The sequence below is a fragment of the Streptomyces sp. NPDC031100 genome, from assembly GCF_055570785.1.
This window is the reverse complement of sequence record NZ_JBVIGN010000021.1, coordinates 82,125-107,335: the sequence shown is the minus strand read 5'-3', so window position 1 is coordinate 107,335 and position 25,211 is coordinate 82,125. Positions and strand designations below refer to the sequence as shown.

Below are 25,211 nucleotides of genomic sequence, written 5' to 3'. Positions count from 1 at the left end.
TCATGCCCGAAGTCGTACCCTCCGCTGCCCGAAAGGCGGCTTTTGCCGTAACTGCCTCCCTCGCACTCCTCACCACCGCCTGTACCGGCCAGTCCACCTCCGGCGCCTCCGACGACGCCTCCAAGGACACGACGATCAACTTCTGGCACGCGTGGAGCGCGCCGAACGAGGTGAAGGCGGTCAGGTCCCTGGTCGCCGGCTTCGAGAAGGCCCACCCCAACATCCACGTGAACATCGTCGGCAACATGACCGACGACAAGATCAACCAGGCGCTGCGGACGGGCGGTGACAAGGCGCCGGACGTCATCTCCTCCTTCACCACCAACAACGTGGGCAAGTTCTGCTCCTCGGGCGCGCTGGTGGACCTGAACCCCTTCTTCGAGAAGTCGAAGATCGACCCGGAGACGACCTTCCCGAAGACGATGAACGAGTACACCCGGTTCGACGGCAACCGCTGCGCGGTGCCGCTGTTGGGCGACGCGTACGGCCTCTACTACAACAAGACGGCGTTCAAGAAGGCGGGCATCACGGCCCCGCCGAAGACATGGTCCGAATTCGAGGCCGACGCCAGGAAACTGACGATCCCGCAGGGCGACAGCTACAAGCAGCTGGGCTTCATGCCGGACTACCACGGCTGGGAGTCCACGGCCGAGCACTACTTCGGGCAGTTCTCGCCGACGTACTTCGACAAGGACGGCAAGTCGAGCCTGGCCGAGGACCCGGCGTTCGAGAAGGGATTCACCCTCCAGAAGAAGCTCGTCGACGAACTCGGCGGCTTCCGGAAGCTGGAGAAGTTCCGGGCGACGCTGGGCGACGAGTGGGGCCCCAAGCACCCCTTCCACACCGGCCAGGTCGCCATGCAGCTCGACGGCGAGTGGCGGCTGGGGATGGCGCTCGACACCAAGCCGAAGTTCGACATCGGTGTGGCCCCGCTGCCCGTCCCGGACGACCAGGTGGCCCAGTACGGCAAGGGCTACATCACCGGCACCATCGCGGGCATCGCCGCCACCAGCCACAGGCAGAACGCGGCCTGGGAGCTGGTGAAGTACATGACCACCGACACGGACGCGGTGGTCGGCTTCGCCAACGACATCCACAACGTGCCCTCCACGCTGGCCGCACTGAAGTCCCCGAAGCTGAAGTACGACCCCCGGTTCAAGACCTTCCTGGACATCGCCGCGAACCCGGACTCGACCACGACGCCCGCCTCGATCAACGGCGGTGTCTACCTCTTGACGATCCAGCAGTTCGGCTACGACTACGAGAGCGGCAAGGTCACCGATCTGAAGGCCGGCCTGAAGAAGACGGCCGCGCAGATCGACACCGACATCGCGCAGGCGAAGTAGCCCATGAGCACGATCACGCTCGCCTCGAAGCGCCGCCGGGCAACGCTTCGAACGGTCGCCTTCATGTCGCCCTGGCTGATCGGCTTCGCGGTCTTCTTCGCGTACCCGCTGATCTCGACGGTCTACTTCTCGTTCATGCACTACGACGGCTTCAGGCCGCCGACGTGGAGCGGCGGGAAGAACTGGACGTACGTCTTCGAGCACTACCCGCTCTTCTGGCCCGCCCTGCGCAACACCCTCTGGCTGGTCCTGGTCATGGTGACCCTCCGGGTCGTCTTCGGCCTGGGCGTCGGCCTGCTGATCACCAAGATCAAGACGGCCACGGGCGTCTTCCGCACCCTCTTCTACCTGCCCTACCTCGCCCCGCCGGTGGCCGCGACGATGGCCTTCGCCTTCCTGCTCAACCCTGGTACGGGCCCGGTCAACTCGATCCTGGAGAAGGCCGGCATCCCGGCGCCGGGCTGGTTCAACGACCCCAGCTGGTCCAAGCCGGCCCTGACCCTGCTGGCGCTGTGGGGCATCGGCGACCTGATGGTCCTCTTCATGGCCGCGCTGCTCGACGTACCGACGGAGCAGTACGAGGCGGCCGAGCTGGACGGGGCGTCGGCGTGGCAGCGGTTCCGCTACGTCACCCTGCCGAACATCTCGCCGATCGTGATGTTCGCCGTGGTCACCGGCGTGATCCAGACGATGCAGTACTACACGCAGCCGCTGATCGCGGGGAAGGTCGCCTCGGGCGTGATCCAGGGCGCGGGCACCCAGTTCGAGCCCGGCTACCCGGACAAGTCCACGCTCACCCTCCCCCAGCTCGTCTACAACCTCGGCTTCCAGCGCTTCGACTACGGATCCGCGTGCGTCGTCGCCCTCGTTCTCTTCGTCCTGTCGATGGTGTTCACCGCGTTCCTGATGCGGCGCCGGGGCGGTCTCATCCAGGCAGGTGACTGACCATGACCCAAGTACTGGACCAGCCGGTGAAGCCGGCGTGGCCGGTGTCCGGGGTGGAGCGGACCGCCCGTCGCCGGGCGCTGCTCGAATGGATCGCGGTCCACTCCCTCGGCGTCGCCGCGGCCCTCTTCTTCACCCTCCCCTTCGTGTTCGTGTTCCTGACCTCGCTGATGAGCGACACCCAGGCGCTCAGCCGGGACCTGATCCCGCACACCTGGGAGTGGGGCAACTACCGGAAGGTCTTCGACACGCCCGGCTTCCTGACCTGGTGGAAGAACACGCTGATCTACGCCGGTCTCGGCACGGTACTGACCGTGGTGTCCTCCATCCCGGTGGCGTACGCGCTCGCGAAGTTCCGCTTCCGGGGCCGCAATCTGTTGCTCATGCTGGTGATCTCGATGATGATGCTGCCCCCGCAGGTGATCATCATCCCGATGTACCTGTTCTGGGCGAAGCAGCTGGACCTGTCGGGCACGCTGTGGCCGCTGATCATCCCGATGGCGTTCGGGGACGCGTTCTCCATCTTCCTGCTGCGCCAGTTCCTGATGACGATCCCGAACGAGTACGTCGACGCTGCGAAGGTGGACGGCTGCGGCGACCTGCGGACCCTGCTGCGGGTGATCCTGCCGATGGCGAAGCCGGGCATCGCCGCCGTCGCCCTCTTCCAGTTCTTCTACGCCTGGAACGACTACTTCGGCCCCCAGATCTACGCCTCGGAGAACCCCGGCGCCTGGACCCTCTCCTACGGCCTGGAGTCCTTCAAGGGCGCGCACCACACCGACTGGAACCTGACCATGGCCGCGACCGTGCTGGTCATGGCCCCCGTGATCCTCGTGTTCTTCTTCGCCCAGAAGGCGTTCGTGGAGGGCGTCACGCTCACCGGAGTGAAGGGTTAACCACGTATGAAACTCACTGTGGTCGGCGGAGGCTCGACCTACACCCCCGAACTCATCGACGGCTTCGCGCGCCTCAGGGACGCCCTGCCCATCGAGGAACTGGTGCTGGTGGACCCGGCCGCCGAGCGCCTGGAGCTGGTGGGCGGCCTGGCCCGCCGTATCTTCGCCAAGCAGGGCCACCCGGGCCGGATCGTCACCACCTCCGACCTGGACGCGGGCGTCGAGGGCGCCGACGCCGTCCTGCTCCAGCTCCGCGTCGGCGGCCAGGCGGCCCGCCGGCAGGACGAGACCTGGCCGCTGGAGTGCGGCTGCATCGGCCAGGAGACGACGGGAGCCGGCGGGTTGGCCAAGGCACTGCGCACGGTCCCGGTCGTCCTCGACATCGCCGAACGCGTCCGCCGTACCAACCCCCGTGCCTGGATCATCGACTTCACCAACCCGGTCGGCATCGTCACCCGCGCCCTGCTCCAGGCCGGCCACCGGGCGGTGGGCCTGTGCAACGTGGCGATCGGTCTCCAGCGCAAGTTCGCGGCGCTGCTGGGCACCGACCCGAAGGACGTCCACCTGGACCACGTGGGCCTGAACCACCTCACCTGGGAGACGGGGGTGCGCCTCGGCGGCCCCGAGGGCGCGAACGTGCTGCCGGGGCTCCTGGCCGAGAACGGCGACGCCATCGCCGACGACCTGTGCCTGCCCCGCCCCCTCCTGGACCGCCTGGGCGTGGTCCCCTCCTACTACCTGCGCTACTACTACGCCCACGACGAGGTCGTACGAGAACTGCGCACCAAGCCCTCCCGGGCGGAGCAAGTCGCCGCCATGGAGCGCGAGTTGCTTGAGATGTACGGCGACCCGTCCCTGGACGAGAAGCCGGCGCTGCTGGCCGAGCGGGGCGGCGCCTTCTACTCGGAGGCGGCGGTGGACCTGGCGGCGGCCCTGCTGGGAAACCAGGGCAGCGGGCCCGAAGGGCCCTCGTTTGAGGGTGGTGGCGGGCGACGGGCGGGAGCGGGCAGTCCGTACCAGGTGGTGAACACCCTCAACAAGGGCACGCTGCCGTTCCTGCCGGACGACGCGGTGATCGAGGTCCAGGCGGCGGTCGGCCCCACCGGCCCGGTGCCCTTGCCCGTCCCGGACCTGGACCCGCTGTACGCGGGCCTGGTGGCGAACGTGACGACGTACGAGGACCTGGCCCTGGAGGCGGCGCTGCGCGGCGGCCGGGACCGCGTCTTCAGGGCGCTGCTGGCCCATCCTCTCATCGGCCAGTACGAGTACGCCGACACCCTCACCGACCGACTCGTCGCGCACAACCGGGAGCACCTCGCGTGGGCCTGACCGCACCTGAATCCGGGAGTGTTCTCGCCATCGACGCGGGCAACAGCAAGACCGACGTGGCCGTGGTCACCGCCGACGGGGTGGTCCTGGCCACGGCCCGTGGCGGCGGCTTCCGCCCGCCGGGGGTGGGCGTGGAGGCGGCGATGGACGCCCTGGCCGACCCGGTCGTGCGGGCGCTCGCGGACGCGGGCCTGCCCGCCGTCTCCCACGTCTCCGCCTGCCTCGCCAACGCCGATCTGCCGGTGGAGGAGGAGCAGTTGGCGACCGCGCTGCACGCGCGCGCGTGGGGCTCCTCGGTGGAGGTCCGCAACGACACGTTCGCGATCCTGCGGGCGGGCGTGGCCGAGCCCCGGGGCGTGGCCGTGGTGTGCGGCGCGGGCATCAACTGCGTGGGCATGCGCCCCGACGGCCGTACCGCCCGCTTCCCGGCGATCGGCCGTATCTCCGGTGACTGGGGTGGTGGCTGGGGGCTGGCCGAGGAGGCCCTCTGGTACGCGGCCCGTGCCGAGGACGGCCGCGGCGAGCCGACGCAGTTGGCCCGCACCCTCCCCGCCCACTTCGGCCTCCCCTCCATGTACGCCCTGATCGAGGCCCTGCACCTGGAGCACGTCGAACACGGCCGCCGGCATGAACTGACCCCGGTCCTCTTCGAGACGGCCGCGCAGGGCGACCCGGTCGCCCGCTCGATCGTGCACCGCCTCGCCGAGGAGGTGACCACGATGGCCACGGTGGCCCTCACCCGCCTCGATCTGCTCGGCGAGGAGACCCCGGTCCTGCTGGGCGGCAGCGTCCTGACCGCCGGCCACGCCCAACTGGACGACACCATCCGCGATCTGCTCTCCGCCCGGGCCCCCAAGGCCGATGTCCGGGTGGTGACGGCCGGCCCGGTCCTGGGCGCGGCCCTGCTGGGCCTGGACCGGCTGAGGGCGGGGGTGGAGGCGCAGGAGCGGGCTCGGGCCTACTGGTCCAGGTAGAGGAGTGCGGACTGGAAGCGGGCTCGGCGAAGGCCACGTCGACGCAGGTCGCAAGGGAACCGATCCGATGCGCCCGGCGTGTTCATCGGCAGGGGGTGGTGCGGCCCGCTCCTCGCGCCGTCACACCGTGGGTTGCGCTGCGATCCGATCAAGATCGAGTGAAGGCTGGTGCGGATGTCAGTCCGGGCGGTGATACTTGGCGGCGAACCGATGACCATGGGGGAGGTCAAGTGACACACCCGCCGAAGAGCAGCACGGCACCACCGACGGCGGGTTCCGCCATGCCCGGCATCCCGGCCCAGCCCGGCCGGCCACCGCTCGCCGCATCCCTCTCCCCTGCTCAGCCCGCCCGCCGCACCGCCTTCGCCGAGGGCGTCGAGCGGCTGCGGGCCACGGCGACCACCGAGCCGGGGCGGCTGCGGATCATCGGGGCCGTCCTCGCGCTGCTCGTCGTCGCGTTCGGGGCGGTCACCGCCTGGCAGGCCTCCGAGCGGGCGGCCGCCGCCGACGACGTGCTGCACCGCAGCCAGCCGCTCAGCTCCGGCGCCGCCGGCATCTACCGCTCGCTGGCCGACGCCAACACGGCCGCCTCCAGCGGGTTCCTGGCCGGCGGGCAGGAGACCGCGGACGCGCGCGACCGGTACGAGAAGGACATCCGTACGGCCGCCGCGGGACTCGTCACGGCCGCCGCCAACGCGGAGCCGGGCTCGGCCTCCGAGGCGACCATCGCCAAACTGAACCGGCTGCTGCCCGAGTACAAGGGCCTCATCGAGCGCGCCCGTACCTACAACCGGCAGGGATATCCGGTCGGCGGCGCCTATCTGCGCTACGCCAACGAGAAGATGCAGAAGGAGATGCTCCCGGCGGCGGAGGATCTCTACACGAAGGAGAACCAGCGCCTCGACGCCGACTACGGGGACGCGACGCCGTACCCGTGGGTCGCGATCGCGCTCGGCGTGCTCGCCCTGGCCGTGCTCGGCTGGGCGCAGCACCGCACCTACCGGCGCACCAACCGCGTCCTCAACCACGGCCTGGTCGCCGCCACCGCGGCCACCACCGTGGTGCTGCTGTGGCTGGTCGTCGGGCACGCCGTCGCCCGCTCGGGCCTGAACGGCTCGTACGACCACGGCATCCGCTCGCTGAAGGTGCTGCACGACGCCCGGATCGCCTCCCTGAAGGCGCGCGGCAACGAGAACCTCAGCCTGGTGGCGCGCGGCGCCGAGACCGTCACGGTCGACGGCAAGCAGTACGACGCGTACTACTACGACTTCGACAAGGACATGACCGTGCTCGGCAAGGGCCTCACCGAGGCCGAGGGGCTCGCGGACGACCAGGCGGGCACCGGGCCGGTCAAGGCGGCCGAGGGCAACATGGCGGTGTGGAAGAAGCGTCACACCTCCGCCCGTACCGAGGACGAGAACGGCAACTACCAGCAGGCACTGGACATGGTGATCGGTGGCAAGGGTGCGACCGGTGAGTGCTTCGACAGCGTCGACCGCAATCTCGCCCTGGCCCTCGACCACGAGCAGGCCGAGTTCCGGCAGGCCGCCGGGGACGGACGGGACGCGATGACCGGGCTGCCCATCGGTGCCGCCGTCCTGGCGGTCCTGGGCGCGGCGGGCGCGGTCGCCGGCATCGGGCGCAGGCTTTCGGAGTACCGGTGACAGGGGGCAGGACGATGTACGCAGCACGTGCACGGGCCTCCCTGCGGGGCTGGGGCGGAGTCGGCGCGATGGCGGTGCTGTGCGCCCTGGCGCTGGCGTTCGTCCTGCTGCTGCCGCGGACCGAGGCCGCCCAGCAGGGTGCGGGCACGGGCGGCCCGGGCCTGGCCGACGGCAGCCAGGTACGGGCCGGGAACTGCAAGGACTCCGACGCGCAGAAGCAGACGCTGTCGCCGTCCGGCGCCGACGGGCCGACCATCGCGGCCATCAAGTCCCGTACGGGCGCCAAGCGCAAACTGGTCGTCGGCGTCGACCAGAACAGCTACCACTGGGGCTACCGCAACCCGAACACCCAGGGCGCGGAGCTGGAGGGCTTCGACATCGACCTGGCGCACCGGATCGCCCAGGACATCCTCGGCGACCCGGACGCGGTGCAGTTCAAGGCGATACCGACCAGCCAGCGCATCCCCGCGATCCAGGACGGCCGGGTCGACATGGTCGTGCGCACGATGACCATCACCTGCCAGCGGCTCGACGAGGTCGCCTTCTCCGCGCCCTACTTCAAGACCGGGCAGCAGGTGCTGGCGCCCAAGGCGTCGACCGTCACCGGTTACAACGACACGCTCGCGCACAAGAGGATCTGCACGGCGTCCGGTTCCACCGCCTACAGCAAGCTCAAGGCGGACCGGGACAAGGGCACCCTGCCCGCGTCCACCGACATCTCCACCACCGTCCCCAACCAGCTCGACTGCCTGGTCCGGCTGCAGCTCGGCGAGGTCGACGCGGTCGTCACCGACGGCGCGCTCGCCGCGAGCCAGGCCGCCCAGGACCCGACGGTCGAACTGAAGGGCGCGGCGTTCACGACCGAGTACTACGGCGTGGCGATGAAGAAGGACGCCACCGATCTGGTACGCCGGGTCAATCGCGTCCTGGTCGACTACCGCGGGAACGGCTGGCAGGCGTCGTACGACACGTGGCTGTCGGCCACACTGGGCAAGGACGCGGGACCGTCCAAGCCGCCCGCACCGCAGTACCTGCGCACCAGCTGACCCCCGACCCCCAGGAATCCAGGCCAACCACACAGCAGCGAGAGGTGATCGATGGGCGTCACGGACCCCGCCGGGCCGGTGATGGACCGGGACGAGGTGGACCGTGCGCTGGCGCGGCTCGGCGCCGAGCACGAGGCGATCGAGACCTCGCTGCTCGCCCTGCAGGACCACGCGGGCCGCAGACTCCTCGAAGGCGCCGAGCTGACCGGCGTCACCCGGGAACGCTGGGCGGCCGCGGAGGCGTCGATCACCCTGCTGTGGGCGTACTTCGACGCCTACACGGCGGCGCTGCGCTCCGCCCGGGAGATCCGAGCCCGCCGCCGCTGGTCCAGCCGCGAGGACCTGGTGGAGCTGACCGAGCTGCTGCGCGGCGAGGCCGTCACCGTGCCCGGCGGCGCCACCACGGCCACGGGCCGGCTCAGCGAGAACTTCTCGCTCGGCACCCTGGTCGACCGGATGAACGAGCTGTACGCGTCCTCGCTGGACCTGGTCGTCACCGCCGACGCGGTCTGGTCGGCGCTGCCCGCGCGGATCGATTTACTCGCCGCGGAACTCCAGCGCACCCGCAAGCTCGCGCACTCCGTCGGCGTACGCCCCGGCGAGCACCCGGCCGGCGACGACCTGGAGCGCATCACGCGCACGCTGACGAAGCTGCGCGAGGACGTGGTCTCGGACCCGCTGGCCTTCTGGCTGCCGGCCGAGGGCAGTTCGGCGCCCGGCGGCGGCCGGCCGGACACCACGGTGTACGACCGTGAGGCGCGCGCCCTGGAGGACGTACGGCGGGAGATCGACGCCGTGCTGACGGTCCGCCAGGACGCGGAGGCACGGCTGATCCGGCTGCGGGACGTGCTCTCCCGCGCGGACCGCACCCTCGCCGAGGCGCGCACCGCGCGCGGGGAGGTGCTCGCCAAGATCGCCGCGACCGAGGTGCCCGTCGTCAGCGGGCCGCCGACCGCGCTGCAGGAGCAGCTGGCCACCGCGGCGGAGTACCGGCGGCAGGCGCAGTGGCACCGGCTCTCGCCGCTCCTGGAGTCCCTGGAGCAGAAGGCCGAGGACGAACTGCAGCGCGCCCGCGAGTCGTTGACGGCGGTCACCGCGCCTCTCGCGGTCCGCGCCGAGCTGCGCGGTCGGCTCGACGCGTACAAGGCGAAGGTGGCCCGGCACGGGCTGGCCGAGGACCCGCTGCTGGTCGAGCGGTACGACTCCGCGCGGCGCATGCTCTGGAGCGCGCCCTGCGACCTGCGGGTGGCCGAACAGGCCGTGCTGCGCTACCAGCAGGCGGCGGCCGAGCAGTTCGGCGCAGCGAGGATTCCCCAGCAGGGCGGGCCTCAGGACCGTAGGAGTGAGTCGTCATGAGTCAGGCACAGCAGAAGTGCCAGCGGCCGGGCTGCGAGGGGACGTACGAGGACGTCGGCGGCGGCGAGCTGTACTGCGACACCTGCGGTCTCGCACCCGTCGTCTCCGCGACCGGCATGGTCGGCTCGCCGCCCACCGGGATCACCGGCGGCGGCAAGGGCTCGGCGAGCAGCGGCAGCGCGCGCAGCTCGCGTACGTCCTCGCAGTCGTCGAAGTCGCGGCGCTCGGTGTCCGGGCGGCTCTCGCGCTCCCTGTCGGGCAACTCCACCGGCCGCTCGGTGTCGGTGCGCAGCTCCGGCTCCTCCTCCGGCACCTCCACGCGGGGGCGGCTGGGCGCAGGGCTGGTCTCGGTGCCGCAGGTGCCGCGTCCCGACCCGCGCGCGATGGTGCTGGAGAACCCGGAGGTGCCCGAGCGGAAGCGGTTCTGCTCGCGGTCCGACTGCGGGGCTCCTGTCGGCCGGGCCCGGGGCGAGCGGCCGGGGCGCACGGAGGGGTTCTGCACCAAGTGCGGGCACCCGTACTCGTTCGTGCCGAAGCTGAAGGCCGGGGACATCGTGCACGGCCAGTACGAGGTCGCGGGCTGCCTGGCGCACGGCGGCCTGGGCTGGATCTACCTCGCCGTGGACCGGGCCGTGTCCGACCGGTGGGTGGTGCTCAAGGGTCTGCTGGACACCGGCGACCAGGACGCGATGGCGGCGGCGATCTCCGAGCGGCGCTTCCTCGCGGAGATCGAGCACGCCAACATCGTGCGGATCTACAACTTCGTGGAGCACCTCGACCAGCGCACCGGCTCCCTCGACGGCTACATCGTCATGGAGTACGTCGGCGGCAAGTCGCTGAAGGAGATCGCCAACGCCCGCCGCACCCCGGACGGCCGGCGCGATCCGCTGCCGGTGGAGCAGGCGTGTGCGTACGGCATCGAGGCGCTTGAGGCGCTCGGCCATCTGCACAGCCGCAACCTGCTGTACTGCGACTTCAAGGTCGACAACGCCATCCAGACCGAGGACCAGCTCAAGCTGATCGACATGGGCGCGGTGCGCCGCATGGACGACGACGAGTCGGCGATCTACGGCACGGTGGGCTACCAGGCGCCGGAGGTCGCCGAGGTCGGCCCGTCGGTGGCGAGCGACCTGTACACGGTGGGCCGTACCCTCGCGGTGCTCACCTTCGACTTCCAGGGCTACACGAACGTCTTCGTGGACTCCCTGCCCGACCCGGACAGCATCGAGGTCTTCCACCGGTACGAGTCCTTCTACCGGCTGCTCGTCCGCGCCACCGACCCCGACCCGGCCCGCCGGTTCGCCTCCGCGCAGGAGATGTCCGAGCAGCTGACCGGGGTCCTGCGCGAGGTCGTCTCGCTGCAGACCGGGCAGGCCCGGCCCGCGCTGTCGACGCTGTTCGGACCCGAAGTGAAGGTCACCGACACGGAGTTGTTCCCCAAGGCGGCCGGGGACGTGTCGCGGCTGGGGGCGCGCGCGGCGGCGCCCGCCGGGTCCGCCCCCGCTCTGCCGCCGGCGGCCCTGGTCAAGCAGGTCGACACGCCCGCCGCCGCGCTCGCGCTGCCCGTCCCGCTGGTCGACCCGAACGACCCCAACGCCGGTTTCCTGGCGGGCCTGATGGCCTCCGCGCCGGCCGAGCTGATCAGCGCGCTGGACGCGGCGCCCGTACGGACCGTCGAGACCCGGCTGCGGCAGATCCGCGCCCGGCTGGAGAGCGGTGACCACCAGGCCGCGCTGATGGCGCTGAGCAAGCTGGACGAGGAGCGGCCCGACGACTGGCGGGTGGTCTGGTACCGGGGCGTGGCCGCCCTGGTCACCGGCGACTTCGAGAGCGCGGCGCTGGCCTTCGACGCGATCTACGACGCCTTCCCGGGCGAGGCCGCGCCCAAGCTGGCGCTCGGCCTGTGCGCGGAGGTGCTCGGCCAGCTGGACAACGCGGCCGAGTACTACCGCCTGGTGTGGGCGACCGACCCGAGCTTCGTCAGCTCCGCCTTCGGCCTCGCCCGGGTGCAGCTCGCGGCCGGGGACCGGCACGGCGCCGTGCGGACCCTGGAGTCGGTGCCGGAGTCCTCCATCCACTACACGGCCGCCCGGGTCGCCGCCGTCCGGGCCCGGCTCAGACAGCGCACGGCGAGCGCGGGTGACGTACCGTTCCTGGACGACCTGACGGCCGCCGCCGGCCAGGTCGAGGCGCTGGACGCGTACGGTCTGGACCCGGCACGCCGCGAGCAGTTGTCCGCCGAAGTGCTCGGCAGCGCGCTGGACTGGATACTCTCCACAGGCCAGGGCGCCGACCGACCCGCCGCCGGCGGACGGGTGCTGCTCGGCAGCGGTCTGGACGAGCGGGGCCTCCGCTTCGGCCTGGAGCGCGCGTACCGCACGCTGGCCCGGCTGGCGCCCGGCGGCGAGGAGAGGATCGAGCTGGTGGAACGGGCCAACCGTTACCGCCCCCGGACGTGGGTGTAGTTGATGTCGCAGATGCCCCAGCAGGCCGCACTGTCCACGTGCCCGAGCTGCGCGGAGCCGCTCGAGTCGGGTGACCTCTTCTGCGGCGCGTGCGGATACGACCTGTCCGTCGTGCCCGTCCCGCCGCAGGACCATCCGACGCTCACCATGACCGGCTCCCCCGTGCCCGGCGACGGCGTGGACTGGCCCGCCCCCGAGCCGGCCGGCTCCGGCAGCACGCCCGCCGAGGCGCACCTGCCGTCCGATCTGCCGGGTACCGACTCGGGCGGCAAGCCCCTGCACCCGCAGGAACCGGCACCGGCCGGCGTCCGCTTCGACCGGCCCCCGGAGCCCGACGAGTACCCGCTGCAGGCACCGGACCCGCGCGCGGCGGCCCCCGCCGTACCGGAGGAGCCCCAGCAGCTCTGCGTGGCCTGCCGGGCGGGCCGGGTGGACAGCGACGGCTACTGCGAGAACTGCGGGCACGCCCAGCCCCGCGAACGCGACCACATGGAGCGGGAGTCGGGCCCGGTCGCCGCGGTCAGCGACCGCGGCCTGCGCCACCACCGCAACGAGGACGACTTCGCCGTCGGCCGGACCGCGCTGCCCGACGGCTCGCCGGCCGCCCTGGCGATCGTCTGCGACGGCGTGTCCTCGGCGACCCGGCCCGACGAGGCTTCGACGGCCGCCTCGCAGGCGGCCGGTGACACCCTGCTGGCGGCCCTGCCGCGCGGCACCCACCCGCAGCAGGCGATGCACGAGGCGATCGTGGCCGCCGCACAGGCCGTCAACGCGCTCGCCGAGGAGCCCGCTTCGGCCCGCGAGCACGCCCCGCACCAGAACGCCCCGGCGTGCACCATCGTCGGCGCGGTCGTCACCTCCGGGCTGCTGGTGGTCGGCTGGGTCGGCGACAGCCGCGCCTACTGGGTACCGGCCGACCGCAGCGCGCCCGCGGCCCGGCTGACAGAGGACGACTCGTGGGCCGCGCAGATGGTCGCGGCCGGCCTGATGAGCGAGGCGGAGGCGTACGCCGACGAGCGCGCCCACGCGATCACCGGCTGGCTCGGCGCGGACGCCTACGAACTGGAGCCGCACACCGCCTCCTTCAAGCCGGACCGGCCCGGGGTCGTGGTGGTGTGCACCGACGGCCTGTGGAACTACGCGGAGACGGCGGAGGAGATGTCCGAGGTCGTCCCGGCGGACGCGGCCGAGCGGCCGCTGCACAGCGCCCGGGTGCTGGTCGGCCACGCCCTGGACGGCGGGGGCCACGACAACGTAACAGTGGCCGTCCTGCCGTTCCCGGCACCGCAGCAGGGGGCAGGATCGGCCTGAGGCCGTACACGACGGGGAAGCCTTGACGGACCGGAGGGGACCGGTCCGTGCACACGCATTGCCTCGCGTCAGCGGGGTGTCCGAGGGGGATTCGAACGAGCATGGCCAATTTCGCGAAGTCGAACGTGCCGCAGTTCTCGGTGGACGTCTACCAGAACGAGTACCTGCCCGAGGGCGGCCGTGAAGTCAACGCCATCGTCACCGTGACCGCGACCGGCGGCGGCACGGTCGGGGGCGCCATGGCGGCCCCGCACCTGTACGCGCCCGGCCAGGGGCCCGCCGCCGCGGTGGCGCTCATGGTCGACTGCTCGGGCTCCATGGACTACCCGCCGACCAAGATGCGCAACGCCCGCGACGCCACGGCCGCCGCGATCGACACCCTGCGCGACGGCACGCGCTTCGCGGTGATCGGCGGCACCCACGTCGCCAAGGAGGTCTACCCCGGCGGCGGACGGCTCGCGATCGCCGACGCCACCACCCGCGAGCAGGCCAAGCAGGCGCTGCGCCGGCTCAGCGCGGGCGGCGGCACGGCCATCGGCACCTGGCTGCGGCTCGCCGACCGGCTGCTGTCCGCGGCGGACGTCACCATCCGGCACGGCATCCTGCTGACCGACGGCCGCAACGAGCACGAGTCGCCGGAGGACCTCCGGGCCGCCCTCGACGACTGCGCCGGGCGGTTCACCTGTGACGCGCGGGGCGTGGGCACCGACTGGGAAGTGAAAGAAGTCACAGGGATCGCCTCCGCGCTGCTCGGCACGGCCGACATCGTCGCCGACCCGGCCGGCCTGGCCGCCGACTTCACGCGGATGATGGAGACGGCGATGGGCAAGGAGGTCGCCGACGTCGCACTGCGGGTGTGGACGCCGGTCGGTACGACCATCAAGTTCGTCAAGCAAGTGGCGCCCACGGTGGAGGAGTTGACCGGCCGCCGCACGGAGGCCGGGCCGCGGGCCGGGGACTATCCCACCGGGTCCTGGGGCGACGAGTCCCGCGACTACCACCTGTGCGTCGAGGTCCCGGCGGCCGGTCTCGGCCAGGAGATGCTCGCCGCCCGGGTCTCGCTGGTCGTCCCACAACCGGACGGATCGGTACAGAACCTCGGCGCCCAGGGCCTCGTACGGGCCGTGTGGACCGACGACATGACGGCCTCGACCTCGATCAACCCCCAAGTCGCCCACTACACCGGGCAGGCCGAACTGGCACAAGCCATCCAGCAGGGGCTCGATCTTCGCAAAGCGGGCGATTTCGACGGAGCAACGGCCAAACTGGGGCGCGCAGTTCAGCTCGCGAGTGCCTCGGGGAACGCGGATACTGCGAAACTGCTTGCGAAGGTGGTGGACGTGGTCGACGCCGCGACAGGTACTGTGCGACTGAAGGCGAAGGTCGCGGAGGCCGACGAGATGACTCTCGAGACACGGTCCACAAAGACTGTTCGTGTAAAGAAGTAGTGCCGTAGCAGTACCGAGTAGGACCCTGAAGGAGAGGGGGAAGCGCCGACATGCCGACCTGCCCGAACGGACACCAGTCGGGTTCCGACGACTGGTGCGAGGTCTGCGGTCACCGCATGGCCGGTGCCGTACCTCCGCCCCCGCCGCCCCCGCCCGCCGGCGGCGGCTACGGCTTCCCGCCCCCGCAGGGCACCCAGCCCGGCGGCCGCCCGCCCGCGGCGGGTGCCCCCGAGCCGGAGCTGTGCCCGCAGTGCCGCACGCCCCGCGAGGGCGGCGCGCCCTTCTGCGAGGAGTGCCGGTGGAACTTCCTGACCAACACGGCCACGTCGTACACCCCGGCCGCTCCGCGCCCGCCCCAGCCCCGCTTCAATCCGCCGAGCGCGACGTACGGCGGCGGTGACTCGTACGAGTACCAGGGCTCACGGCCCTCGCAGATGAACCGGCCCGCCGAGCCGATCCCGTCCTTCGGCAGCGAGCCGTCGGGCCCGACGCCGTTCGCCGGCGCGCGCGGCCCGTCCGGCCCGCCGCCCACCTCGGGCGGTCCCGGTGGTCCCGGTGGTCCGGGGGGTCCGGGTGGTCCCGGTGCTCCGGGCGGCTTCGGCGGCGGCGAGCGTCCGTCCGGCCCTCCGTCGCCCTTCGGTAACGGCCCGGGGCAGGGGCCCGGTGGGCTTGGTGGACCTGGTGGACCCGGCGGTCCGTCCGGCTTCGGTGGTGGACAGGGCCAGGGCCCCGGCGGCCCCGGTGGTCCGTCCGGTCCGCCGCCCTTCGGCCGTGAGCCCTCCGGCCCCGGCGGCCCCGGCGTCCCTGGTGGACCTGGTGCGCCCGGCCCCTCCGGCTTCGGTGGCGGCCCCTCCCGTCCGGTTCCGCCGCCGCCCGGCGGTCCCGGCGGCACGGCCGGCGGTGCGCCGCAGGCGTTCCAGCAGTCCGGCCCGCCCGCGCCGCCCGCGTTCCCGCGGGAGACCGGCCGGCCCCCGGCCGGCGGTCCGGCCTTCGGCGGCGGTGAGGACGACTGGGTGATCTCCCCGCCGTCGTCCGCCGGCCCCGCAGGGGGCCCTGGCGGCCCGGGAGGTCCCGGCGGCGGCTACGGCTACCCGCAGCCCGGCGCCACCCAGGCCCCGCCCGGCCCCGGCTTCCCGCAGGCGCCGCAGGGTCCCCTGACGTGGACGGCGACCATCGGCCCGGACCGCGAGTACTTCATGGCGATGATGCAGCGCTCGGGCCCCGAGGCCGCGGGTCTGAACCTGCCCGCCTACTCGCCCGAGCAGCAGCGCACGCTCACCGGCAACCAGGTCACCATCGGGCGCCGCCGGCACTCCACCGGCGACACCCCGGACATCGACCTGTCGGTGCCGCCGGAGGATCCGGGCGTCTCGCACCAGCACGCGGTGCTGGTCCAGCAGCCGGACGGCAGCTGGGCGGTCGTCGACCAGAACTCGACGAACGGCACCACGGTGAACGGCTCGGACGAGCCGATCCAGCCGTTCGTGCCGGTGCCGCTGCAGCACGGCGACCGGGTGCACGTCGGCGCCTGGACGACGATCACCGTCCGCAGAGGCTGACACCGGGACGGACGATCAGCGCAGGGGCCAGGTGTACGGCCCCTCCGGGTCGTCCAGCCACGCCCACACGCGCTCGCCGTCGACCGTGACGCCGTACCGGTCGCGCTCCGGCCTGCCCTCGCGCTCCCACAGCGCGTAGGCCTCCTGCGGGTCGAGGGCGCCCCGGGTCAGCGCGAGCAGAAAGCGGAACAGCTCGTCCACGCGGGCCCGCCGCGGCAGCCCGTGCAGGGACACGAACCGGGGTTCGGCCCGGCCCGTGCCGCGCAGCGGCACGAAGTAGGCGGGGCCGGGCAGGAAGTGGCCCTCGGCGTGCTCGGCGTCCTGGACGGTGAGGGCGAGCAGGCCCGTCGCCAGCGGGGCCAGGACGCGTGCGCCGGGGTTGCACTGGGCGAGCCAGGCGCGCGGGACGGTGGGCAGCGTGCAGGTGGCGATGATCCGGTCGAAGGGCGCCCGTTCGGGCACCCCGCGGGCGCCGTCGCCGGTGACGACGACCGGGTGGTAGCCGGCCGCGGCCAGGTGCTGCCGGGCCGACTCGGTGATCTCCGGCTCCAGATCGATGGTGGTGACGAGGTCGTCGTCGCCGAGCCGATGGGCGATCAGGGCCGCGTTGTAGCCGGTGCCGGCGCCCACCTCCAGGACCCGGTTGCCGTCCTCCACGCGCAGGGCGACCAGCATCCGTGCCATCAACGAGGGCTGGCTGCTGGAGGTGAGCAGTTCGCCGTCGCGCAGCCGGGTGGCCAGCGGGGTGTCGTCGTAGGCACCGCGCACCCACTGCTCCCGGTCCTCGGGGTCCGGGCTCTCACCCCAGCGGCGCTCGTAGCCGTTCTCGGCACCGACGTAGTAGTACGGCACGAACAGGTGCCGGGGCACCTCCTCGAACGCCTCCCGCCACACGGGGTCCTCGTCCCAGACCCCCTCGGCGTCGATCTCCCGCACCAACGCGGCCCGCGCCGCGGCGGCGAGAGCGTCGATCCCGGTGTCGTAGGCGCCCATGGCTCCACAGTAGGGGCGGACCCGTGCTCGTAGGGCGAAGCCGGTGCGGGCGGTCCTAGGCCTTGAGTCCTGGGTCACTGCGTCTGAGACCATGGACGGGTGAGTGAGATTCGGCGCGGCACGCTTCAGGAGCAGACCTTCTACGAGCAGGTTGGCGGGGAGGAGACCTTCCGTCGGCTCGTCCACCGTTTCTACGAGGGAGTCGCCGAGGACCCGATCCTGCGGCCGATGTACCCGGAGGCGGATCTGGGCCCGGCCGAGGAGCGGCTGACGCTGTTCCTCATGCAGTACTGGGGCGGGCCCACCACGTACAGCGAGAACCGCGGCCATCCCCGGCTGCGCATGCGGCACGCCCCGTTCACCGTGGACCGGGCCGCGCACGACGCCTGGCTGAAGCACATGCGGGTGGCGGTCGACGAGCTGGGGCTGTCCGAGGAGCACGAGCGGACGCTGTGGAACTACCTGACGTACGCGGCCCAGTCGATGGTGAACACCGTTTCCGGAGACTGAGCGGGAGTGGGTCCTGTTGCCAGGACTCATGCTCAGGTTCCTGGAGTCGGCGGGCGCCCGGGCCGCCGCCATCTGTCCGGGGCCCGGTCAGCGCACGCTGACGCCGAGGGTGCCGAGCCCGGCCCGCCGCACCGCGACGGATCCGTACGGCGTCCGCAGCCTGAGCCACGCCCCGGAGGAGAACAGCCCGGTGTCGGCCGCGCCGACCCCCGGCCGCAGAAAGCCCAGCGACTGCGCCGCGTGCACGGCCCGCACCGGCAGCCCGGTCTCCCCTGTCTCCCGGGACCAGATGTCCCGTCCGATCCGGTCCAGCTCCGCACGGGTACGCCGCTCCGGCGCCAACTCCTCCGTACGGGACCGGAACTCGGCGATGGCCGCGGCGACCGTCGTACGCAGCACGTCCGGCGCGGGCAGCCCCGGCTCGGGCTGCCAGCCGCCGCGCGGCGGCAGCACACCGGCCCACGGCGGCCCGGTGACCGCGGCCGGAACGGCGGCCGTGGCGGCCCGCTCGTCCACGGACTCCAGGAGTTCACCGGCGGAGACGGTCACGTCCAGCGTGACGTCGAGCCCGTTCTCGTACGGCTTGGCCAGCCGCACCGCGCGGACCGCCAGCACCTCGAAGGACGGCGGCCGCCCGAACACGGCGAGCGCGGTCCCGGCCGCCTGCAGGCGCACCGCGGCTCCACGGTCGTAGTGGAGCAGCCGGGAGAGGAAGGCGGCGAGGTCGGCCGCCTCCGTCTCGTCGGCGAGGTGCAGCACCGTCATGCGGCGACGGCCTCCTCGTCGGCCTCGTCCCGGTACTTCTGGAGGAACGCCCGCTCGTCGTCGGTGATCCGGCGCGGCCGCTGCGCCTCGAAGTCGAACAGGACGACCACGGTGGAGGCTTGTACGTAGATCACGTCCGCGTCCTTCACCTCGTAGGAGACGGTGAAGGACGCGGCCTTGACCTCCGTGACCCACAGCTCGATGTCCACGGGCGTGGGCCGGTGGACGAGCTGGCGCCGGTAGTCGATCTCATGGCGCGCCACCACGGACCCCTGCTTGGACTCGTCGCCCCGCAGGGAGAAGAAGTCGATACGAGCCTCCTCGAGATAGCGGAGGAAGACCGCGTTGTTGACATGGCCGTACGCGTCCATGTCGGACCAGCGCAGGGGGCAGCGGTAGATGTGGCGCAAGATCGATCAGCCCCGGGTCAGCTTCTTGTAGGTGGCGCGGTGCGGACGCGCGGCGTCCGGGCCGAGCCGCTCGATCTTGTTCTTCTCGTACGACTCGAAGTTGCCCTCGAACCAGAACCACTTCGACTCACCCTCGTAGGCGAGGATGTGCGTGGCGACGCGGTCGAGGAACCACCGGTCGTGGGAGACGACGACGGCACAGCCGGGGAAGTCCAGCAGCGCGTTCTCCAGCGACGACAGGGTCTCCACGTCGAGGTCGTTGGTGGGCTCGTCGAGGAGCAGCAGGTTGCCGCCCTGCTTCAGGGTCAGCGCCAGGTTGAGGCGGTTGCGCTCACCACCGGAGAGGACACCGGCCGGCTTCTGCTGGTCCGGCCCCTTGAACCCGAAGGCGGACACGTATGCCCGGCTCGGCATCTCGACCTGTCCGACGTTGATGTAGTCGAGCCCGTCGGACACGACCTCCCACAGCGTCTTCTTCGGGTCGATGTTCTCGCGGCTCTGGTCGACGTAGGAGATCTTGACGGTCTCGCCGACCTTGATGTCGCCGGAGTCCGGGGTCTCCAGGCCCTGGATCATCTTGAACAGCGTGGTCTTGCCGGCGCCGTTCGGGCCGATGACGCCCACGATGCCGTTGCGCGGCAGCGTGAAGCTCAGTCCGTCGACCAGGACCTTCTCACCGAAGGCCTTGTTGAGCTTGTCGACCTCGACGACCACGTTGCCCAGACGCGGGCCCGGCGGAATCTGGATCTCCTCGAAGTCCAGCTTCCGCATCTTCTCGGCCTCGGCAGCCATCTCCTCGTACCGCGCGAGACGGGCCTTGGACTTGGCCTGCCGCCCCTTGGCGTTGGAGCGGACCCACTCCAGCTCTTCCTTGAGCCGCTTCTGCCGCTTGGCGTCCTTCTGGCCCTCGACCTTGAGACGGGTGGCCTTGGTCTCCAGGTACGTGGAGTAGTTGCCCTCGTACGGGTAGGCGCGCCCGCGGTCCAGCTCGAGGATCCACTGGGCCACGTTGTCCAGGAAGTACCGGTCGTGGGTGATCGCGACGACGGTGCCCGCGTACTTGGCGAGGTGCTGCTCCAGCCAGTTCACCGACTCGGCGTCGAGGTGGTTGGTGGGCTCGTCGAGGAGCAGCAGGTCGGGGGCCTCCAGCAGCAGCTTGCAGAGCGCGACACGGCGCTTCTCACCACCGGAGAGGTTGGTGACGGGCCAGTCGCCCGGCGGGCAGCCCAGCGCGTCCATGGCCTGCTCGAGCTGAGCGTCGAGGTCCCACGCGTTGGAGTGGTCCAGATCCTCCTGCAGCTTGCCCATCTCGTCGAGCAGCGCGTCGGAGTAATCGGTGGCCATCAGCTCGGCGATCTCGTTGAACCGGTCGAGCTTGCCCTTGATCTCGGCGACACCCTCCTGGACGTTCTCCAGGACGGTCTTCTCCTCGTTCAGCGGCGGCTCCTGGAGCAGGATGCCCACGCTGTAGCCCGGGGAGAGGAAGGCGTCACCGTTCGACGGCTGCTGCAGTCCCGCCATGATCTGCAGGACGGTCGACTTGCCCGCGCCGTTCGGCCCGACGACGCCGATCTTCGCCCCCGGCAGGAAGCTCAGGGTGACGTCGTCGAGGATCACCTTGTCGCCGTGCGCTTTGCGCGCCTTGCGCATGGTGTAGATGTACTCAGCCAAGAGAAACCGTCCGGCAGCTTGAAATCTGGCAGTGGGCAGATACACCCCATCTTGCCGTACGGCTACCCCTGGGCGGAAACCCGTTAGCTGCGGGGGCGCTGACCTGGGGTTTCGCGGCTACTGCCGACGGCAATCGGTCACTGTCGGTCGCCGCTGGTCGACGTCGGGTGGCCTTGCACGGCTCGGGGACGGCCCGGGGACGGCCTGGGGACAGCCCGGGATCGGGCCGCCCGTCGCCTGTCACGCCTTCGGCACGAGGTTGTGTTCCGTGCCGAGATGGGCGGCGCTCGTGTCCGCGTACATCGTGGTCTCGCCGTCCGACCAGCGGATGACGAGGTCGTCGGTGCGGTTGTCCGGGGTGAAGTCGCCGGTGGTCATCACCTTGTTGTGCGTCCAGAGGCCGTTGGGGTTCTGGATGCGCTGCTCGGTGCCGAGGCCGGAGGTGGTGGTGTTCACCTAGTTGTCCAGTTCGCCGTCGCTCCACTGGACCATGAGGTCCCACTTGGCGCTGCCGGAGTACTCCCCGCTCGTGAGCAGCGTGGCGTGCTGCCACGTGTCGTTCTTGTTCACCGTCGACCCAGCGAACGATCAGATCGGTGACGTACTGGGAGGCGTTGAACCGGCCCGCCGCGATCTGGGGCGCGTTCTTCCAGAGGTCGTTCGGCTTGATCATCTGGGTGCCGGCCCCGTTGAGGCCCTTGGTGCCGACGTCCCCGTACAGTGTCACTTCGCCGTCCACCCAGCGGACCAGCAGATCGAACTGGTTCGACCCGGTGAAGTCGCCCGCGGTGATGGTCTTGGCGTTCTCCCACGTGGTCTCCGGCCGACGCAGGAGCGGAGGCAGCACGGTGGGTGGTCCTCAGGCCGCACGGTGGGTGGTCCTCAGGAGGAGACGGCGGTCTTTCGCCGCCTGCGCCTCACGACGAAGCCCGAGGTGGCGATCAGGACCGCTCCTGCCGCGGTACCGCCGACGGCCGGCCAGGAAACCGAAGACGCAGCGTCGTGCGCGGCCTCTCCTGCCACGGTCACCTTCTGAGTGAGCGTCTGCCGCCCGAAGCGGCCGGCCAGCGCCATGTCGTAGTCCCCGGGCGGAAGGTCGTCACGTACCTGGGCGCGCCCCTGGTAGACGGTGGTGCCGTCATCGGCCAGGCAGCGGTCCAGGCCGACGCCGCCCTCCTTGAGGTGCACATCGTGCCGGAACGCCCGCGAGGTGACGGTCAGTGCGTCCTTGGGCGTCTCCGTCGGCTCCAGGGTCACCACCACATAGGCGTCACTGCCAGGCCGTACGAAGGTCGGAGTGCCGTTGCACGCCGGTGCGTCCTTCGGGTAGACGACGAACCGGCGGGTCGGCGTCGAGAACCTCGGTACGACGGCGAGTCGCGCGGTGGCGATGACGCGACCGCCGGCCTTCGCGGTGACCGGATAGGTTCCCGGGTCGATGTCATCTCGGGTGCCCGGTTCCGGCGCTGCGTCCTTCTCGACGAACAGGCCCTGCCCGTCCTTTGCCGGGACGAGCTGGATCGGCCCGTCGAGTGCAGGCGAGCTCACGACCACCTTGTCCGTCCCGGCAGGCACGTTCCACGCGTTGAACTCGACGTCCCCGCCTACCGTGATCTTCGGAAGGGGTCCGAAGTATGTCAGCCGGGGAGCATCGTCGTCCGGGACGGCCTCAGCAGGGGTGCCGGCCAGGGCTGCGGCCGCGAGCACGGCTATGGCGCCGGCCCGGGCCGCACAGCGGACGGTGGTCTTCTTCACGTCTGTTCCCTCCGTAGATGCGGCCGCCCGTCGTCCGACGCTGGTCAGGCGTCGTGGGGACAGGCCGATCGGATGTCACCCTACGTGCTCGCTCGATTCCAACCTCTGGGGGGCCGCTCGCTCATGTACCCAGGTGGAAATGAGTACCGGCGCTCTGGTCGGCGATGAGGTGGGCCGAAACGCTTGGGTCATGCATCGAGGACTGCTGAGAACCGTTCCCCAACTATTGTCGATCTTCGTGCTGGCCGGGATGTCGCTGGCGGTGTGGGCCGCTTGGCTGGGCTGGGACCAGCAACGTGACGTGCACCCCGATGGCACGACGACCGGCCCGTACGAGGCATGGCAGGTGATCGGGCTGGTGCTGACTCTGCTGGTACCGGTGTGCTGGGCGGCGTACCGGCACTACATCGCCGGCGCAGTGCTCGGCACCACGGCCGGCCTCACCGTTGCCGCCTATGCCGACTGGTCGGACGATTCCAGCGGGCTCTTCGTGATCGGCGTGGGACTGGTCATGCTGGGGAGCCTCGCCGCGACCGCCGTCGTGTCCTCCGTGATCGCCTCCGCGAACCGGGACGGATGAGGTTCGCCGCGCGTTCGTGGGGCTGATCGCGAGGTCAGTCGCCGGCCGGGGTCTCCTTGCGGCGCAGTATCACCAGCACCGCCCCGCCGATCACCACCAGCCCGATGGCCACCCCGGCGATCAGCGGAGTGATCGCGGAGCCGCCCGTGGCCGCGAGGTCGGTGTCGGGCGGGGTGGGGTTGCCGCCGATCGTGGTGGGGGTGGGCTCGCCGAGGGTCTGGGTGGACTTGGTGGTGAGCGCGCCCTGGGTCTTGCAGTCGAGGACGCCGGTGAAGCGGTGGCTGAAGCCGTTCGGGCCGGTGATCGTGAAGTCGTACGGCTGGTCCTCCTGGAGCGGGACCGTCACCGTGCGGGAGGTCCCGGCGGGGATGGTGTGCTCCTCTCCCAGCAGCTCGAAGGTGAAGGGCTGGTCGCCCTTGTTGGCCGCGGTGATGTCCACGCCGCCCTTGGCGCAGTTCTTCCGGGCCGACACCGCCGGTATGGCGCCCTTGGCCGCCCAGGTGGCGCTCGCGGTCGCGGAGACCGTGGACTCGCTGGAGCCGGCCAGGATCTGGGTCTGGCTGCGGCTCTCGGAGGCGAAGGCGCGGCCCACCGGAACGGTGGTGGAGGCCTGGACCGTCAGGTCCGCGGCCCCGTCCGCCGCGTCCTCGGGGACGTCGAAGTACAGCTCGCTGCCGTCCTTCGCCGACGTGATCACATTGCCGGTCCTGTCGATGATCCGTACGCCGCTGGTGGCCGCGTCGGCCGGCGGGCTCACCGTCACGCTGTCCGCGTTGGTGTGCACGGTCACCGGCCCGAGCAGATCACCGGGGCGGCCGGAGACCGCGGGCGGATTCAGGGTCAGTGAGGCCTGCGGTTCGTTCACCCCGCGGGCGCTCTTCTCCAGGTAGTCGGCGAGCTTCTCGGCCTGTGGGTCGACGGCGTCGACCTTCGCGCCGTCCGAGTAGCGCCAGATGGCCACCTGGGTGCCGGCCGCCGCGTCCTGCTCGGTCAGGCCGCTCGCGCCCGCCTTCCGCGCGAGCGCGGCGAGGTCGTTGACCTGCGGATAGGAGTTCTGCAGGATCCAGCGGATCCGGCCGGCGTCCTTGTTGGTGCCCAGCGAGGTGCCGCTCCAGGGGGTCTCCTGGTAACGGGCGTCGCGCTGGGTGGGGTTGTGGAGGTCGACGCAGTACGTCTGCAGGGTGCCGCCGCCGTCCACCGACATCTCGAACAGGCCCGCGGCCACCTGCTGGTCGCCGCCGTCCTCGTGGATCACGGCATCGCCGTAGATCTTCAGGCCGTTGATCGTGGCCGTCGCGCCGCCCTGGGTCTGCGGTGTCCCGTCGGCCACGGCCGTACCGGCGCCGGACAGCACACCCGCCGCCACCAGGCCGGACACCAGCGTCACGGCGCCGAGGCGGGCCGCGGTGACGGACCGAGGAAACCCAGAGAACGCAGCAAGCACAGAATTCCCCTTCGAGCAGGACCCGTTACGTGGGGGACGGTCCCACCAGCAGAATCGGCAGCCCCGAGGGCCACGCCCGGCATCCTATGGATCACGCGGACCCCGCCCGGCCGGTCAGATCGTCTGATGGCCTATCCGATCCGGAATCGTTATCGCCTGGGCGACATATGAGCTGGGCTTATCGACAAATCCACCGATTCGGGTGGGTGCTCGGAGCGGTTCGCCGACAAGCCGCAGCCCGGCTTACGTCACGTCACCGCCGCTGGTTCCGGGCGCTGTTGGGCCGTCTCGCCGTCCGGCGTCTCGGCGGGCGGCGTCTCCCAGCTCGGCTCCGGGCGTGCCACCGCCGGTGCCTCCGGCTTGGCCGCGCGGCGGAAGAGCGCGGTGCCCCGCGCCAGGTCGTGGCCGATGGCCACCGCGTCGATGTCGGCCGAGGTCCAGCCCTGCTGTCCCTCGCGCTGGTCCGTACGCACCTTCAGCCGGCCCTGGACGACGACCGGTTGCCCCACCTCCACCGACGCCGCCACGTTGACGGCGAGCTGACGGTTGGCCCACACCGTGAAGAAGTTGGTGTGCCCGTCCGTCCAGGCGCTCTTCTCCCGGTCCCAGTAGCGCGAGGTCACCGCCAGCCGGAACCGCGCCGACGGGCCGGCCGCCAGCTCCCGGTAGATCGGCTGCGTCGCCACGTTGCCCACCACGCACACCACGGTCTCGTTCATCGCGAACCCCTCCCTCGCCCCGGCC

Annotated in this window: 22 protein-coding genes; 14 read left to right on the top strand and 8 right to left on the bottom strand. The window is 71.4% G+C overall.

The genetic code is table 11. From position 1 onward, the window contains the following. Window positions 1-2 precede the first annotated feature (2 nt). The 12 genes from ACZ5DS_RS40075 to ACZ5DS_RS40020 all read left to right on the top strand — a co-directional run bounded on the left by ACZ5DS_RS40075 (window position 3) and on the right by ACZ5DS_RS40020 (window position 16,339). Window positions 3-1,346 (top strand): ABC transporter substrate-binding protein, encoded by a 1,344-nt coding sequence (locus ACZ5DS_RS40075; protein ID WP_468248794.1) that lies wholly within the window; start codon window positions 3-5, stop codon window positions 1,344-1,346. 3 nt (window positions 1,347-1,349) lie between these two features. Then, entirely contained in the window at window positions 1,350-2,291 is a 942-nt protein-coding gene (locus tag ACZ5DS_RS40070) for a carbohydrate ABC transporter permease (protein ID WP_468248791.1), read from the top strand. Window positions 2,292-2,293: 2 nt separating this feature from the next. Then, complete coding sequence (locus ACZ5DS_RS40065; protein WP_468248788.1) at window positions 2,294-3,187, top strand: carbohydrate ABC transporter permease; 894 nt, start codon at window positions 2,294-2,296, stop codon at window positions 3,185-3,187. A 6-nt stretch (window positions 3,188-3,193) separates the two neighbouring features. Beyond that, window positions 3,194-4,516 (top strand): 6-phospho-beta-glucosidase, encoded by a 1,323-nt coding sequence (locus ACZ5DS_RS40060; RefSeq protein WP_468248786.1) that lies wholly within the window; start codon window positions 3,194-3,196, stop codon window positions 4,514-4,516. Next, on the top strand, window positions 4,507-5,490 hold the full coding sequence (locus tag ACZ5DS_RS40055) for an N-acetylglucosamine kinase (protein WP_468248783.1): 984 nt from the start codon (window positions 4,507-4,509) through the stop codon (window positions 5,488-5,490). The genes ACZ5DS_RS40060 and ACZ5DS_RS40055 overlap by 10 nt, the downstream gene beginning before the upstream one ends. 230 nt (window positions 5,491-5,720) lie before the next feature. Next, window positions 5,721-7,154, top strand: coding sequence for a hypothetical protein (locus tag ACZ5DS_RS40050; RefSeq protein ID WP_468248781.1), 1,434 nt, complete (start codon window positions 5,721-5,723; stop codon window positions 7,152-7,154). Between the two features lie 14 nt (window positions 7,155-7,168). Beyond that, entirely contained in the window at window positions 7,169-8,200 is a 1,032-nt protein-coding gene (locus ACZ5DS_RS40045; protein ID WP_468248778.1) for a glutamate ABC transporter substrate-binding protein, read from the top strand. Between the two features lie 51 nt (window positions 8,201-8,251). Beyond that, on the top strand, window positions 8,252-9,556 hold the full coding sequence (locus tag ACZ5DS_RS40040) for a hypothetical protein (protein ID WP_468248775.1): 1,305 nt from the start codon (window positions 8,252-8,254) through the stop codon (window positions 9,554-9,556). Then, window positions 9,553-12,021: a serine/threonine-protein kinase gene (locus ACZ5DS_RS40035; RefSeq protein WP_468248773.1), complete on the top strand. Its 2,469-nt coding sequence runs from the start codon at window positions 9,553-9,555 to the stop codon at window positions 12,019-12,021. Before ACZ5DS_RS40040 ends, ACZ5DS_RS40035 begins: the two co-directional genes overlap by 4 nt. 3 nt (window positions 12,022-12,024) lie before the next feature. Further along, window positions 12,025-13,332 (top strand): PP2C family serine/threonine-protein phosphatase, encoded by a 1,308-nt coding sequence (locus ACZ5DS_RS40030; protein WP_468248771.1) that lies wholly within the window; start codon window positions 12,025-12,027, stop codon window positions 13,330-13,332. Between the two features lie 101 nt (window positions 13,333-13,433). Then, window positions 13,434-14,780, top strand: coding sequence for a vWA domain-containing protein (locus tag ACZ5DS_RS40025; protein WP_468248769.1), 1,347 nt, complete (start codon window positions 13,434-13,436; stop codon window positions 14,778-14,780). Between the two features lie 50 nt (window positions 14,781-14,830). After that, complete coding sequence (locus tag ACZ5DS_RS40020) at window positions 14,831-16,339, top strand: FHA domain-containing protein (RefSeq protein ID WP_468248766.1); 1,509 nt, start codon at window positions 14,831-14,833, stop codon at window positions 16,337-16,339. 15 nt (window positions 16,340-16,354) lie between these two features. On the opposite strand, the gene ACZ5DS_RS40015 is transcribed toward ACZ5DS_RS40020, so the two are convergent. Continuing rightward, window positions 16,355-17,332 (bottom strand): methyltransferase domain-containing protein, encoded by a 978-nt coding sequence (locus tag ACZ5DS_RS40015; RefSeq protein WP_468248763.1) that lies wholly within the window; start codon window positions 17,330-17,332, stop codon window positions 16,355-16,357. A gap of 99 nt (window positions 17,333-17,431) precedes the next feature. On the opposite strand from ACZ5DS_RS40015, the gene ACZ5DS_RS40010 reads away from it, so the two are divergent. After that, window positions 17,432-17,842: a globin gene (locus ACZ5DS_RS40010; RefSeq protein WP_468248761.1), complete on the top strand. Its 411-nt coding sequence runs from the start codon at window positions 17,432-17,434 to the stop codon at window positions 17,840-17,842. A gap of 87 nt (window positions 17,843-17,929) precedes the next feature. Here ACZ5DS_RS40010 and ACZ5DS_RS40005 read toward each other — a convergent pair whose 3' ends face one another. The 5 genes from ACZ5DS_RS40005 to ACZ5DS_RS39985 all read right to left on the bottom strand — a co-directional run bounded on the left by ACZ5DS_RS40005 (window position 17,930) and on the right by ACZ5DS_RS39985 (window position 22,443). Further along, window positions 17,930-18,607, bottom strand: coding sequence for a DUF8185 domain-containing protein (locus ACZ5DS_RS40005; protein WP_468248759.1), 678 nt, complete (start codon window positions 18,605-18,607; stop codon window positions 17,930-17,932). Beyond that, the gene (locus tag ACZ5DS_RS40000) at window positions 18,604-19,017 is read right to left on the bottom strand and encodes an acyl-CoA thioesterase (protein ID WP_468248756.1); all 414 of its coding nucleotides are present in this window, start codon (window positions 19,015-19,017) and stop codon (window positions 18,604-18,606) included. Before ACZ5DS_RS40000 ends, ACZ5DS_RS40005 begins: the two co-directional genes overlap by 4 nt. 6 nt (window positions 19,018-19,023) lie before the next feature. Further along, on the bottom strand, window positions 19,024-20,688 hold the full coding sequence (gene ettA / locus ACZ5DS_RS39995; RefSeq protein WP_468248754.1) for an energy-dependent translational throttle protein EttA: 1,665 nt from the start codon (window positions 20,686-20,688) through the stop codon (window positions 19,024-19,026). A 240-nt stretch (window positions 20,689-20,928) separates the two neighbouring features. Next, window positions 20,929-21,144, bottom strand: coding sequence for a hypothetical protein (locus ACZ5DS_RS39990; protein ID WP_468248751.1), 216 nt, complete (start codon window positions 21,142-21,144; stop codon window positions 20,929-20,931). A 426-nt stretch (window positions 21,145-21,570) separates the two neighbouring features. Continuing rightward, a complete protein-coding gene (locus ACZ5DS_RS39985; RefSeq protein WP_468248749.1) occupies window positions 21,571-22,443 on the bottom strand; it encodes a hypothetical protein in 873 nt (290 codons plus the stop codon). Between the two features lie 190 nt (window positions 22,444-22,633). Here ACZ5DS_RS39985 and ACZ5DS_RS39980 point away from each other — a divergent pair, with 190 nt between their 5' ends. Next, on the top strand, window positions 22,634-23,023 hold the full coding sequence (locus ACZ5DS_RS39980; RefSeq protein ID WP_468248747.1) for a hypothetical protein: 390 nt from the start codon (window positions 22,634-22,636) through the stop codon (window positions 23,021-23,023). Between the two features lie 34 nt (window positions 23,024-23,057). On the opposite strand, the gene ACZ5DS_RS39975 is transcribed toward ACZ5DS_RS39980, so the two are convergent. Together ACZ5DS_RS39975 and ACZ5DS_RS39970 are read right to left on the bottom strand one after the other, a co-directional pair. Further along, entirely contained in the window at window positions 23,058-24,467 is a 1,410-nt protein-coding gene (locus ACZ5DS_RS39975) for a Cys-Gln thioester bond-forming surface protein (RefSeq protein ID WP_468248746.1), read from the bottom strand. 248 nt (window positions 24,468-24,715) lie between these two features. Then, the gene (locus ACZ5DS_RS39970; RefSeq protein WP_468248744.1) at window positions 24,716-25,186 is read right to left on the bottom strand and encodes a single-stranded DNA-binding protein; all 471 of its coding nucleotides are present in this window, start codon (window positions 25,184-25,186) and stop codon (window positions 24,716-24,718) included. Window positions 25,187-25,211: the final 25 nt, after the last annotated feature.

What these genes read in the sequence shown, in the direction of transcription:
- ACZ5DS_RS40075 (WP_468248794.1), top strand. Translation starts at nt 3, where the DNA reads ATGCCCGAAGTCGTACCCTCCGCTGCCCGAAAGGCGGCTTTTGCCGTA.
- ACZ5DS_RS40070 (WP_468248791.1), top strand. Translation starts at nt 1,350, where the DNA reads ATGAGCACGATCACGCTCGCCTCGAAGCGCCGCCGGGCAACGCTTCGA.
- ACZ5DS_RS40065 (WP_468248788.1), top strand. Translation starts at nt 2,294, where the DNA reads ATGACCCAAGTACTGGACCAGCCGGTGAAGCCGGCGTGGCCGGTGTCC.
- ACZ5DS_RS40060 (WP_468248786.1), top strand. Translation starts at nt 3,194, where the DNA reads ATGAAACTCACTGTGGTCGGCGGAGGCTCGACCTACACCCCCGAACTC.
- ACZ5DS_RS40045 (WP_468248778.1), top strand. Translation starts at nt 7,169, where the DNA reads ATGTACGCAGCACGTGCACGGGCCTCCCTGCGGGGCTGGGGCGGAGTC.
- ACZ5DS_RS40040 (WP_468248775.1), top strand. Translation starts at nt 8,252, where the DNA reads ATGGGCGTCACGGACCCCGCCGGGCCGGTGATGGACCGGGACGAGGTG.
- ACZ5DS_RS40035 (WP_468248773.1), top strand. Translation starts at nt 9,553, where the DNA reads ATGAGTCAGGCACAGCAGAAGTGCCAGCGGCCGGGCTGCGAGGGGACG.
- ACZ5DS_RS40030 (WP_468248771.1), top strand. Translation starts at nt 12,025, where the DNA reads ATGTCGCAGATGCCCCAGCAGGCCGCACTGTCCACGTGCCCGAGCTGC.
- ACZ5DS_RS40025 (WP_468248769.1), top strand. Translation starts at nt 13,434, where the DNA reads ATGGCCAATTTCGCGAAGTCGAACGTGCCGCAGTTCTCGGTGGACGTC.
- ACZ5DS_RS40020 (WP_468248766.1), top strand. Translation starts at nt 14,831, where the DNA reads ATGCCGACCTGCCCGAACGGACACCAGTCGGGTTCCGACGACTGGTGC.
- ACZ5DS_RS40015 (WP_468248763.1), bottom strand. Translation starts at nt 17,332, where the DNA reads ATGGGCGCCTACGACACCGGGATCGACGCTCTCGCCGCCGCGGCGCGG.
- ACZ5DS_RS40005 (WP_468248759.1), bottom strand. Translation starts at nt 18,607, where the DNA reads ATGACGGTGCTGCACCTCGCCGACGAGACGGAGGCGGCCGACCTCGCC.
- ACZ5DS_RS39980 (WP_468248747.1), top strand. Translation starts at nt 22,634, where the DNA reads ATGCATCGAGGACTGCTGAGAACCGTTCCCCAACTATTGTCGATCTTC.
- ACZ5DS_RS39970 (WP_468248744.1), bottom strand. Translation starts at nt 25,186, where the DNA reads ATGAACGAGACCGTGGTGTGCGTGGTGGGCAACGTGGCGACGCAGCCG.